Origin of the sequence: Prauserella rugosa (assembly GCF_000719975.1) — a bacterium.
Taxonomy (GTDB): domain Bacteria; phylum Actinomycetota; class Actinomycetes; order Mycobacteriales; family Pseudonocardiaceae; genus Prauserella; species Prauserella rugosa.
On the sequence record NZ_JOIJ01000003.1, the window covers coordinates 132,381 to 144,982 of the forward strand.

Below are 12,602 nucleotides of genomic sequence, written 5' to 3' on the forward strand. Positions count from 1 at the left end.
TCAGTCCCCTGACTCGCCCTTCCACTTCGCGAGCGGGCCGGCCCTGTCGACGGCGCGGATCCGGCGTTCGGCCGCCGAGCGCGCCTGGCTCGTGGTGACGATGAGCAACCGATCACCGGTCTGCAGCCGGGCACGCGTGTCGGGGGTGAAGCTGCGGCCGTCCCGGACGATGAGGCTGACGCCCGAACCGCTCGGCAGGCGAAGCTCCCGCAGATACACGCCGTGCAGTCGGGACCCGGAGGGGATCGCGATCTGGAGCAGCACCGCGCCGAGCTCGTCGAGCGGGGCGGCGTCGACCTCGATCTCCTCCGGTTCGGACGGGCTGCTCAGCCCGAGCACACGCGCCACCGGGCTGAGCAGCGCGCCCTGCACCAGCGTGAAGACGATGACGATCACGAAGACGGCGTCCAGCAGCCGTTCCGCACCCGGCACGCCCTGCGCGAGCGGGATCGTCGCGAGCACGATGGGCACCGCACCCCGCAGACCGGCCCAGGACAGGAAGACCTGTTCCCGCCACGGCAACCGGAACGGCAGCATCGACACCAGCACCGAGACCGGCCTGGCGAGCACCAGCACGACGACACCCGCCACGAGTCCGGGAACGATGCCGCCCACGAGCCGCTCCGGCGAGGCGAACAGGCCCAGCAGCACGAACAGCCCGATCTGGGCGATCCAGCCGATCCCCTCGGCGAACGATCGCGTGTCGCCGCGGTGCGGCAGGTTCGCGTTGCCGAGCACGAGACCGGCCAGATAGGTCGCGAGCAGACCGGAGGCCTGGGCGAGCTGGCCGCCCGAGTAGGCCACGACGCACACGGCAACGGTCGCCAGCGGGTACAGACCGGTGGCGGGCAACGCGATCCGGCGCAGCGCCTGGGCACCCAGCCAGCCGAGCGCGAGACCGATGGCCGCGCCCGCCCCCAGTTGGTAGACGACCTGCAACGGTAGCGCCCAGTCGACGGCGGCACCGCCGGCCAACAGCACGACGGCGATGTAGGCCGGGGCGTCGTTGAGCCCGGATTCGAGCTCGAGCGTGCCCGACAGCCGCCGGTTGATGCCCGATCCGCGCAGCATCGAGAACACGGCCGCGGCGTCGGTACTGGCCAGCACGGCGCCCCACAGCAAGGCGACCTGCCAGTCCAGGTCCAGCAGCCAGTGCAGCGCCGTGCCCGCGACGAGCACCGTGATGGCGATGGCCACTGTGGACAGTGCGATACCGGGGCCGAGTGCGGGGCGCACGGACTCCCACCGCGTGGTGAGTCCGCCTTCGGCCAGGATCATGACCAGTGCCGCCATGCCGAGGCTCTGGGTGATCTCCGGGTTGTCGAACTCGATGCCGAGCCCGGCTCCCCCGAGCAGCACGCCGATCCCGAGATAGATCAGCAGCGAGGGCAAGCCCCAGCCGGATCGAGAACCGTACGGCGAACACCGAGGCGAGCAGGACGATGGCCCCCGAGCCGAGAATGACCGGAAGCTCACCCATCCCTGCTGTCCCCTCGCTCGCCGCCCGACGTCACACTCTGCCCGGAACCGGGCGGTTGCGCGCAAGGCGATCGAGACGATCGACATGATCTGGCGTTTCCCACCGGAGATCTCGATCACCCCGCATCCGCCGTCCCTTCACGACGGCGGCAGGCACGCGCCGACGGCCGGTGTCCCGCTCATGGGAACACGGTAATGGACGGACCCGCGAGCTGCGCCGAACTCGGGCCGCGGGCGGGTCAGTCCAGGCGGTATCCCATCCCGCGGACGGTGACGATGCGGTCCTGCCCGATCTTGCGGCGCAACGTGCGGACGTAGACGTCGACGACGTTCGATCCGGGATCGAAGTCGTAGCCCCACACGTGCGAGAGCATCTGCTCGCGCGACAGCACCTGACGTGGGTGCCGCAGGAACAGCTCGAGCAGGGAGAACTCGCGCGCGGTCAGGTCGACCATGCCGCCGGGGATCTCGGCCCTGCGGGTCCGCAGGTCGAGCGAGAGGTCACCGTGCCGCAGCACCGTCACCTCCGGCGCCCGGTCGGCCGAGCGCAGCCTCAGCCGCACACGGGCGAGCAGCTCCTCGAACCGGAACGGCTTCGTCATGTAGTCGTCGGCCCCGCCTTCGAGACCGGCGACCGTGTCGTGCACCGTGTCGCGCGCGGTCAGGATCACCACCGGGATCTGCACGTGCGCCCTGCGCATCGCCTGGAGCACGGCGAAACCGTCGCGTTTGGGCAGTCCGAGATCGAGCACGACCAGGTCGAACTCCCCCGCCACCACCTGTGCGAGCGCGGCGTCGCCGTCCTCCACCACCGTCGTGGTGAAACCGTTGGCACGCAGTCCTTTCTCGATGAACGACGCGATCCGTGCCTCGTCCTCGGCGATCAGGATGCGGCTGCTCATGCCTGTCCTCCCCGCAACGGCAGTTCGAATCCGAATGTCGCACCGTGGCCGGGCGCCGAGAGCACCCGCACGTCCCCGTGGTGGGCCACGGCGATGGCCTTCACGATGGCGAGTCCCAGTCCGGCCCCGGTTCCCCCGCGCGCCCCCGCCTCACCGCGGACGAACCGGTCGAAGATGCGTTCCTCGTCGCCGGGGGCGAGGCCGGGGCCGGTGTCGGTGACCCAGAACGACACCGATCGCTCGTCGACCGACGATCCGATGCGGATACTCGCGCCGTCCTCCGTGTGCTGGACGGCGTTCTGCGCGAGCTGCACCACCGCCTGGGTCACGCGCTGGGCGTCCACGTAGGCCTCGCCCTCGCCGATCGCCTCCAGGGTCCAGGAACGCGGCGCGATCGCCCGCACCTTCGCGTCGATGTCGCTCGTCAGCTCCGGCACCGACGTCCACTCGGGACGGACGAAGTCCGGCTGTTCGGCCTTCGCCAGCAGCAGCAGGTCGTCCACGATCCGGGCCATGCGGTCGAGTTCGTCGGTGCACAGGCGCACGACCTCGGCCCGTTCGGCCGGGTCGTCGCCCATCAGCTCGAGGTGCCCGCGGACGATGGTGATCGGGGTACGCAGTTCGTGCCCCGCGTCGTCGAGGAACTGCCTGCGCGTGGCGAACGCCCGCTCCAGCCGGTCCAGCATCGCGTTGAACTGGTCGGCCAGCGCGGCCACGTCGTCGCGGCCCTCGACCCGGATCCGGCGGGTCAGGTCGGCCTCGGTCAGCCGGGCCGCGGCCTTGCGCACCGTGTTGACGGGCGCGAGGATCTGGCCCGCCACCACCCACGACACGCCCGCGGCGAGCACGAGGGCGATCGCACTGATGATCACCAGCGTGCGCACGGTGTCGGCGGCGTCGGACCGCGCCTCGTCGATGACGTAGCCGCTGACGAACCACGCGTTCGGTTCGCTGCCGCCCTCCCTCGGCAGCACGTCCACCCGCAACCAGCGCAGTTCGCCCGCGGGGGTCTCGACGGTGCCGGTGGTGCGGGGAGCCTCGACGATGCGGCGCAGCAGCGGATCGTCGAACGTGACGTCCCGCAACGCCTCGTCGCTCTGCTGCACCGCGTCGAGCCCGCCGCCCGCGGTCTCCTCGATGCCGAGCATGATCTCGGCGCGGTCCGGGTACTGGCTGCTCAGGTGCCGGAAGAACAGGTCGTACGGGTCGGCCACGGCCTGCCCCGTGGCGGGATCGGTCCCCGCGTCGGCGAACCGGCGGAACTCCTGCGCGTCCTGCGCGAGGCCCGAGTTGACCCGCTCGTCGATCGCGCGGTACTCGAACTCGGCCACGAGCAGCACGACGGTGGCCAGCCCGGCGGTCATGACGAGCACGAGCCAGCCCATGATCTGCACCCGTGCGGGGATGCGCGTGCCGCGGGGGCGGCGCGAGCGCCGCGGTGACGTCCCGTCGTCATCGGACGTGCTGCCGGGCGCGGCGGTCTCCTGGGTGGCGAACACGTCGGTCATCGGCTGCTCCGCTCAGCCGGATACGGCAAGCGGTCAGTCGTCATCGTCACCGTCGTCGTCTCCGTCATCCCGGTCGCCGTCCCGGTCAGCTCCGTCCCCGTCACCGTCATCGTCATCGTCATCGTCATCCACGGGCGGCGGTGGCGGGACGACGTCCCGGGTGGGCTTCGGGTTCGCCGTGTCCGACGGGGTGTCCGGTGGTGCGTCCGAGGGGTCGTCCTGCGTCGGCCTGGACTGGTTCGGGGTCAACGAGGGCAACGCCCCACCCGATCCGTCCGCGCCCCCGATGCGGACGACGGGAGTCTGCGCGGGCGGTTCGGCCGGGGCGCGCAGCAACAGCGTGGCCACGATCGCCGCGACGGGCAGAGCCAGCACGGCGACGAGCGCGAGCGCCCTCGGTGTCGGTGTCATGCGTCCCACCCTCCTCACGAACGACGAAGCCCGGATGAGCCGAAGATGAAGAAGTTCTCATCCTCGCCCACCCGGGCCTGTCGTCGCGAGGTGGCGATGCGCGATCAGCTGCGCGTGGCCACCGCCACCCGTACCTTGTCGCCGTCGCCGACCGCGCCGGCGAACCCGTCGGCGACCGGCGCGTAGGACACCTCGACGGCCAGCGTCTCCGAGGCGACGAAGCTCTCGTGGGCGGCCACGGCCCTGGCGACCTCCTCGGGGGCGTCGACGGTCAGCGCGATGCGGTCGGCCACGTCGAAACCGGCATCCTTGCGCGCCTGCTGCACCACCCGCACCAGGTCGCGGGCCACGCCCTCGGCCGCGAGCTCGGCGGTCACGTCGGTGTCGAGCAGGACGAGCCCCGATCCGCCGGGCAGTTCGCCCGCCACACCGTCACCCGAGGCGACGAGCCTGCGCTCGTACTCACCCTCGACGAGCTCGATGCCGGCCGCGACGACCGCGCCCTCGTCGTTCGTGGTCCAGTCGCCGGACTTGACCGCCTTGATGACGGTCTGCACGTCCTTGCCCAGGCGCGGTCCCGCGACCCGGGCGTTGACGGCGACCTCGAACCCACCGTGCGCGGCGACGTCCGTGGTCAGTTCGACCGCCTTGACGTTGACCTCGTCACGGACGATGTCGGCGAACGGACGCAGCAGCTCGGCGTCGTCGGAGGCCACGAGCAGCGACGCGAGCGGCAGCCGCACGCGCAGCTTGTTCGCCTTGCGCAGCGACAGCGCCGTCGAGCACACCTGGCGCACCCGGTCCATCGCCGTGACCAGCTCGGTGTCGGCGGGCAGGTCGGCGACGTCGGGCCAGTCGGTCAGGTGCACCGAACGGCCCCCGGTCAGCCCACGCCACACGGCCTCGGTCGTCATCGGCAGCAACGGCGCGGCCGTGCGGCACACGAGTTCCAGCACGGTGTGCAGCGTGTCGATGGCCGCCTGGTCGCCCTCCCAGAACCGGTCCCGCGACCGGCGCACGTACCAGTTGGTCAGCACCTCGAGGTAGTCCCGCAACGTCGCGCAGGCGCCCGCGATGTCGCAGTCGTCGAGTGCGGACTGCACGTCCGTGATCAGTTCGCGGGTCTTGGCCAGGACGTAACGGTCGAGCACGTGCCGCGAGGGCTGCTTGCCGGCCCGAGCCATCGCTTCAGCATCGGTGACCGATGTTCCCTCGACGCCCTCGGCCCGCGCGTACAGCGCCAGGAAGTAGTACGAGTTCCACAGCGGCAGGACGGCCTGCCGCACGGCGTCGCGGATGCCCTTCTCGGTGACGACGAGGTTGCCGCCCCGCAGGATCGGGCTGGCCATGAGGTACCAGCGCATCGCGTCCGACCCGTCCCGGTCGAACACCTCGTTCACGTCCGGGTAGTTGCGCAGCGACTTCGACATCTTCTGCCCGTCGGAGCCGAGCACGATGCCGTGCGAGACACACGTGCGGAACGACGGCCGGTCGAACAGTGCCGTCGCCAGCACGTGCAGCGTGTAGAACCAGCCGCGGGTCTGGCCGATGTACTCGACGATGAAGTCGCCGGGGTAGTGATGCTCGAACCAGTCGGCGTTCTCGAACGGGTAGTGCACCTGGGCGTACGGCATCGACCCGGAGTCGAACCACACGTCGAGCACGTCCGGCACCCGGCGCATCGTCGAGGCCCCCGTCGGGTCGTCCGGGTTCGGGCGTGTCAGCTCGTCGATGTACGGCCGGTGCAGGTCGGTCGGCCGCACCCCGAAGTCGCGTTCGAGCTCGTCGAGCGAGCCGTAGACGTCGATGCGCGGATGCGCCGGGTCGTCGGAGACCCACACCGGGATCGGTGTGCCCCAGTAGCGGTTACGGGAGATCGACCAGTCGCGCGCGTTCTCGAGCCACTTGCCGAACTGCCCGTCCTTGACGTGCTCCGGATACCACGTGATCTGCTGGTTCAGCTCGACCATGCGGTCCTTGAACTCGGTGACCGCCACGAACCACGACGACACGGCGCGGTAGATCAGCGGGTTCCGGCACCGCCAGCAGTGCGGATAGCTGTGCTCGTAGGTCTCGTGCCGCAGCAGGATCGCCCCCTGCCGCTCGGCCGAACCGGTGCCGTTCTTGAGGTCGCGGATGATGTTCGGGTTGGCCTCGAACACCTGCTGGCCCTCGTAGTCGGACACCTGGGAGTCGAACCGGCCCTTGGAGTCGACCGGCGTGACGGGCGTGACCCCCGCGGCGTCGGTGACGACCTTGTCCTCCTCACCGTAGGCCGGTGCGATGTGGACGATGCCCGTACCGTCGTCGGTCGTCACGTAGTCGGCCGACAGGATCCGGTGCGCGTTCTCGCTTCCCACGAAGTACGGGAACGGCGGCGCGTACCGCAGCCCCAGCAGTTGCTCGCCCGTGTACCGCGCGACGACGGCCGGATCCTCGCCCAGTTCCTTGGCGTAGGCCGCGACACGGTCCTCGGCGAGCAGGAACCGCTTGCCCGGCAGGGTCGCGGGCGCGACGACGACGTAGCGCACCTCCGGGTGCACGGCCGTCGCCTGGTTCGACGGCAGGGTCCACGGTGTGGTGGTCCAGATCAGCAGGTAGGTGCCGGCCAGCTCGTCGCCGATCCCCGCGCCGGCCTCGTCCCCACCCTCGATGCGGAAGCCGACGGTGACGGCCGGGTCCTGACGCGACTGGTAGACCTCGTCGTCCATCCGCAGCTCGTGGTTGGACAGCGGCGTCTCGTCGCGCCAGCAGTACGGCAGGACCCGGTACCCCTCGTAGACGAGCCCCTTGTCCCACAGCTGCTTGAACGCCCAGATCACCGATTCCATGTAGGTGACGTCGAGCGTCTTGTAGTCGTGGTCGAAGTCGACCCACCGCGCCTGGCGGGTGACGTACTCCTGCCACTCGGCGGTGTAGCGCAGCACCGACTCCCGGCACGCCCGGTTGAACTCGGCGATGCCCATCTCGTCGATCTGCGACTTGTCGGTGATGCCGAGCTGCCGTTCGGCCTCCAACTCGGCGGGCAGACCGTGGGTGTCCCAGCCGAAGCGTCGTTCGACCCGCTTGCCCCGCATCGTCTGGTAGCGGGGAACGATGTCCTTGACGTAGCCGGTCAGCAGGTGACCGTAGTGCGGCAGGCCGTTGGCGAACGGCGGGCCGTCGTAGAAGACGTACTCGTTGTCGCCGTTCGTGCCCGCGTCCCGCGCCTCGACGGTGGCCTGGAAGGTGCGGTCGCTCTCCCAGTACGCCAGAACGTCCCGCTCCAGCGCGGGGAACGACGGCTGGGAGGGGACCTCGTCGGCGGGCTGTTCGCCGACGGACGCCTTGGGATACATCCGGTGTGCTCCTCGCGGAAATGTCCGTGTTGCCGTACGGGCCGCACGCGGCCCACACGGGGACGACCCGGCGCCGTGAGGCGCACGTTCCGCGGTACCACCCCGCTTGCCCGCGCGCGGACGCGCGGGCCTCTCGTTCGGCGGCTGTGACGGGCCGCTGCCGTCCGGTTCTACTGAGGCCGATGCCGGGACGCCCGTGCCGGGGCACTGCTGCCCCGTCGGCGTCCCGCTACTGCCCGTTCTTCCGGAAGCTCCCCGGTGATGGCCGGATCGTCGCCGTATGCATCCAGGTTAACGGGTCCCTCCGGACCCCGTCCGACCAGGCTCGCCGTCACCCTGCCTCGTCGGCCCCGCCCCGGCGGCGCGGTTCAGGCGGTCGGGTTTCGAGCGGTGCGGTTTCGGGCGCTGCGGTTCAGGCGGTCGGGTTGGGGCGGTCGTTTGGGGAGGTGGTGTTCAGGCTTCGGCACGTTCGCGGCTGCGCCGGGCCAGGGTGGCGTCGGGCCAGCAGCGGCCGCAGGGGCTGAATCCGAGCTCGCGGGCTTCGCGCACCGGCAGGGGAATCGTCTCGCGCGTCTGCAGCCAGGTGCAGTCGGTGAGGTGATAGCGCGGACGTTCGTCGACCACCACGACCTCGTCCTCGAGCACCGACACGATGCGCACGTCCTCGGCGGCCGCCCGTTCCTCGGCGGGTTCGGCGTCCGGGTCGTCCAGTTCCCCGGACGAGGCCAGCAGCGCGGTCGACGCGGCCGGATCGATCTCCTCGTCCTCGGAATCGGCGTCCTCGATGTCCTCAGTGTCCTCGATGTCCTCGGCGTCCTCGGTGTCCTCCACAGCCCTCCCGGCCTTCGAGGACGCCGTCCCGACCGCCTCGTCGGCCTCTTCGGCATCGCCGGCGCGGTCAGCGCGGTCGGAGGCTTCGGTGTCCGAGGCGTCGGCCGTGTCCTCGGCGGAGTCGGCCGCGCGCAGGGCCCGGCGGCGACGCCACCAGTCGATCAGCAGCAGGATGCCGGCGACGACCGAGACGCCGAGCGAGATCCACGCCCACAGCGACTCGGCGGTGATCAGGGCGGCGACCACGAGGCCGAGCGCGCCCAGCACGAGAATCAGAACGATGTAGAGCACAGTGAATTACAACACGAGAACGACAGAGACGGTCCCGGCCCCTTCCACAGGGTGCCGGAACCGTCTCTGTCAGTGAGCACGACGAGTGCGGAAGCCGCTGGTTCAGCCGGCCTCGGCGCGCGGGCCGAACGAGTAGCCCTGGCCGCTGCTGGACGAACCGCTGCTCGAGCTGCTGCTGGAGCTGCTCGACGAATCCGACGACGAGGTGGACGCGGATGCGGGGGCCGCGGAACCACGATCGTCCAGTTCCCGCAGCTGCGACTCCAGGAAGCCCCGGAGACGGGTGCGGTACTCCCGCTCTATGGTGCGCAGCTCCTCGATCTTCTTGTTGAGCGCGCCCTTCTCGGTGTTCAGGTTGTTCATCGTCTCGGTGTACTTGCGCTGCGCCTCGCGATCCAACGTGGTCGCCTTGTCGCGCGCCTGACGCTCGAGCGTCTCCGCCCTGGTCCTCGCGTCGTTGAGCATGCTCTCGGCGCGCGTACGCGCCTCGTTGACCATCGAGTCCGCCTTGGAGCGGGCGTCGGAGAGCAACTGCTCGGACTTGGTCCTGGCCTCGGCGAGCATGCCGTCGGACTCGGTCTTGGCCTCGGCGGTCAGCCGGTCGGCCATCTCCTGGGCCAGGCCGAGCACCTTCGCGGCCTGGACGTTGGGCTCGCCGTTCTCACCACCGAGCAGGCCCGCGGCCGTGGCCTGCGTCTGCTCGGTCGACGACGGGGGCGGCACCGGGGCGAGCCGCCGCGAGGGGGCCTCGTCACGCTGCGGCGCGGCCTGCTGGGCCGCGGGCGCCGAGGCACCGGCCTTCGCCGACTCCAGCTCACCGCGGGTCGACTCGAGCTCGGCGTCGAGCTGCTCCACCTGCTGGCGCAGCTCGTTGTTGTCCTCGATCAACCGGGCAAGTTCAGTCTCCACCAGGTCGAGGAACGCATCCACCTCGTCCTCGTTGTAGCCCCGCTTGCCGATAGGCGGCTTGCTGAACGCGACGTTATGCACGTCAGCAGGGGTCAACGACATCAGATCACCTCACGCACTCCATGGGCTGTCGGACGATCCGGGTTCCCCGTCACCCGGGTAGCGCCAGTTGCATCAGTATGAACACAACCAACAGCAGCACCATAATTGATAGGTCCAGGCCCACGCCGCCTATCCGCACGATCGGAATAACACGTCGCACGAGCTTGACCGGTGGGTCCGTCACTGTGTAGATGCTCTCGACCGCGACCGCAACCCCTCCCATGGGCCGCCATTCGCGGGCGAAAGCCCGTACGAGCTCGACGACGATCCGCGCCGTGAGCAAGAGCCAGAAGACAAAGAGCAGCCAATACAAGACCATCCGGACCGCATCCACGCCGCCACTCTAGCCACAAGCGGCGCACTTGTCGGCCACCGGGATACGCCGAGTCAGCGCCGGAGGAACAAACTGCCCTCGGCGATGCGCCTGCGGTCCTCGGCCGAGACGTCGACATCCGGTGGTGAGAGCAAGAACACCTTGTTGGTCACGCGGTCCATCGAGCCGCGCAGAGCGAACGCCAGACCGGCGGCGAAGTCGACGACCCGCTTGGCGTCCGCATTGTCCATTTCGGTCAGATTGATGATCACGGGCGTGCCGTCGCGGTACGCCTCGCCGATCTCCCGTGCCTCGGTGTAGCTCGTCGGGTGCAGCGTGCGGATCCGGCTGAGCGGGTCCCGGCCTGCCGCGTTCTGCCGCGTGGGCGGCTCCGGCGCGGGCCGCAGCCGGGTCACGGGCTCGGGCTGCCGGTCGACGGCGAGCGCGCCGTGCACCGAGGCTTCCGACGACCCGGACGCCGCCGGAGCCGGGGACACGGGCCGCCGGGTCCGCGCCGGTTCGGGCTCGTCGAACTCGTCCATCACGTGATACCGCGACCGCCCCCTGCGGGGCGGCTCGTCGTAGTCGGCGTCGCGGTAATCGGCCCGATCGGCACGGTCGCCGCGTTCGACACGTTCGTAGCCGTCGTACGCGTAGCCTTCGTAGCCGTCGTAGTCCTCGAACGAGTCGTACGGGTCACGGCCGCCGTCGGAGTAGCCCCGCCGGTAGGCGTCGTCGTAGTAGTCGTCCTCGGCAGGGACCATTCCGAAGTAGGCCTTCAGCTTGTGCAGCGTGCTCATGCCTCTCCCTCGCCCGCACGGTCTCGCCCCCACCCCTGACGCTGAGTCACCGACGAACGCCACTGTGGGTGAACCTCTCTATGGCGAGGCTAGACGTCGCCCGCCGAGCAACGCGGTTCCGACACGCACACAAGTCGAGCCGTGCGCCACGGCCTGCTCGAGATCTCCACTCATACCGGCCGAAAGTTCCGTTGCGTCGGGATGATCACGCCTCACCCTCGCGTGGGCCTCGGCGAGTCGTGCGAACGCCGGCTCGGGGTCCTGCCCCAGCGGTGCCACCGCCATGACTCCCCGCAACCGCAGCTGCTCACCCGACCGAGCGATGAGGTCGGCGAGTGCCGGCAGGTCCGGCAGCGGGCAGCCGCCGCGGCGTTCCGCCTCGTCCGGCGAGTCCAGGCTCGCCTGGATCAGCACGTCGAGGGGGCCCGACGTCTCGCCGCGGTCCCGGGCGTTGCGCACCGCCTTGGCCAGTGCTTCGGCCAGTCGCGGGGAGTCCACGGACTGCACCTCGTGGGCCCAGCGCACCACCGACCTGGCCTTGTTGCGCTGCAACCGGCCGACCATGTGCCAACGTGCCGGGGCCTCGGGGCGCAGCGCGGCCACCTCGGCCGCCTTCGGCCCGGCCTCCTGGTCCCGGTTCTCCGCCAGGTCGGTCATGCCCAGATCGGTCAGCAGTGCCGCGTCCGAGGCGGGGAAGGTCTTCGTGACGGCGACGAGGCGCACCTCGCCGGGACCGCGCCCGGCCGCGGCACAGGCGGCGTCGATGCGTGCCCGCACGGCGCGCAGGGACTCGGCGAGTTCCGCGCGTCGCTGCTCCTGGTCCGCCGGTTCGCCCGCCGGGCCCGCCGCGTTGTGGTCCACGCTCATGCCTCGATCCACGTCAACGCCGCCAGCCTGCCGGAGGGCTGGTCCCTGCGATGGCTGAACAGGGTCTCGTCCTCGACGGTGCACCGCGGGTCGACGCCGATCTTGCCGACGCCGAGGTCGGCGAGCTGGCGCCACAGGCCGGCGCGCAGGTCGAGCGCGGCCGTGCCCTTGGCGCTCGTGCAGCGGCTGCCCGGCAGGTGTGCCTCCACGTCGTCGGCCATGTCGGCGGGAACCTCGTAGCAGGATCCGCAGACCGACGGCCCGAGCAGCGCCTCGGTGCGCGAGGGTTCGGCGCCCACCGAGCGCATCGCCTCGATCGCGGCGGGCACGACGCCCACCCGCGCGCCCACGCGGCCCGCGTGCACGGCCGCCACGACGCCGGCCTCGGCGTCGCCGAGCAGCACCGGTACGCAGTCGGCCACGAGGACGACGGGCACCACGCCCGGGGTTGCGGTGACGAGCGCGTCGGTCGCCTCGGCGGGTTCGGTCTCAGTGCCGTCGACGATCGTCGCGGTCCGGCCGTGGACCTGTTCCATCCACGCGAGGCGATCCTCCGTGAGCCCGAGTTCGGTGGCCAGCCGCGCGCGGTTGGCGCGCACGGCCTCCGGATCGTCCCCGACGTGCAGGCCGAGGTTGAACGAGTCGTAGGGCGGCCGGGAGAACCCGCCGGCCCTCGTCGTGATCACGCGCCGGATGCGCACGGATGTGGCCCCTTTCCCTCGGAGCGTTCGGCCGGACGAGCACCTCGAGCTTAAGCCGTGTCCCGTGGGCACCGTCCGTCCCGTGCCGCGTGCGGCACCGGACGCGGCACACGAGGAGGGCCACCGTGTCCGGAAGTCCGGAGACGGTGG

At 70.7% G+C, this 12,602-nt stretch carries 10 protein-coding genes and 1 pseudogene; all 11 read right to left on the reverse strand.

Going from position 1 to position 12,602, the window contains the following annotated elements:
- The 11 genes and pseudogenes from IF64_RS25225 to pgeF all read right to left on the reverse strand — a co-directional run bounded on the left by IF64_RS25225 (position 1) and on the right by pgeF (position 12,452).
- Positions 1-1,480 (reverse strand): annotated as a pseudogene (locus tag IF64_RS25225) (potassium/proton antiporter).
- Between the two features lie 238 nt (positions 1,481-1,718).
- Complete coding sequence (locus IF64_RS0105660) at positions 1,719-2,381, reverse strand: response regulator transcription factor (RefSeq protein ID WP_030530942.1); 663 nt, start codon at positions 2,379-2,381, stop codon at positions 1,719-1,721.
- Positions 2,378-3,889: a sensor histidine kinase gene (locus IF64_RS0105665; RefSeq protein ID WP_084705677.1), complete on the reverse strand. Its 1,512-nt coding sequence runs from the start codon at positions 3,887-3,889 to the stop codon at positions 2,378-2,380. Before IF64_RS0105665 ends, IF64_RS0105660 begins: the two co-directional genes overlap by 4 nt.
- Positions 3,890-3,922: 33 nt before the next feature.
- Entirely contained in the window at positions 3,923-4,300 is a 378-nt protein-coding gene (locus tag IF64_RS27015; protein ID WP_030530944.1) for a hypothetical protein, read from the reverse strand.
- A 104-nt stretch (positions 4,301-4,404) separates the two neighbouring features.
- Entirely contained in the window at positions 4,405-7,638 is a 3,234-nt protein-coding gene (gene ileS / locus IF64_RS0105675; protein WP_030530945.1) for an isoleucine--tRNA ligase, read from the reverse strand.
- Positions 7,639-8,091: 453 nt separating this feature from the next.
- Positions 8,092-8,760 carry a hypothetical protein gene (locus IF64_RS0105680; RefSeq protein ID WP_030530946.1) on the reverse strand — a complete coding sequence of 223 codons (669 nt, stop codon included), beginning with the start codon at positions 8,758-8,760 and terminating at the stop codon, positions 8,092-8,094.
- Positions 8,761-8,862: 102 nt separating this feature from the next.
- A complete protein-coding gene (gene wag31 / locus IF64_RS0105685) occupies positions 8,863-9,771 on the reverse strand; it encodes a DivIVA-like cell division protein Wag31 (protein WP_030530947.1) in 909 nt (302 codons plus the stop codon).
- 49 nt (positions 9,772-9,820) lie between these two features.
- Positions 9,821-10,090: a YggT family protein gene (locus tag IF64_RS0105690; protein ID WP_030530948.1), complete on the reverse strand. Its 270-nt coding sequence runs from the start codon at positions 10,088-10,090 to the stop codon at positions 9,821-9,823.
- Between the two features lie 68 nt (positions 10,091-10,158).
- Positions 10,159-10,884, reverse strand: coding sequence for a cell division protein SepF (locus IF64_RS0105695; RefSeq protein WP_030530949.1), 726 nt, complete (start codon positions 10,882-10,884; stop codon positions 10,159-10,161).
- A 78-nt stretch (positions 10,885-10,962) separates the two neighbouring features.
- On the reverse strand, positions 10,963-11,751 hold the full coding sequence (locus IF64_RS0105700) for a YggS family pyridoxal phosphate-dependent enzyme (RefSeq protein WP_051757505.1): 789 nt from the start codon (positions 11,749-11,751) through the stop codon (positions 10,963-10,965).
- Positions 11,748-12,452, reverse strand: a complete 705-nt coding sequence (gene pgeF / locus IF64_RS0105705; protein ID WP_030530951.1) for a peptidoglycan editing factor PgeF — start codon at positions 12,450-12,452, stop codon at positions 11,748-11,750. The genes IF64_RS0105700 and pgeF overlap by 4 nt, the downstream gene beginning before the upstream one ends.
- Between the last annotated feature and the right edge of the window lie 150 nt (positions 12,453-12,602).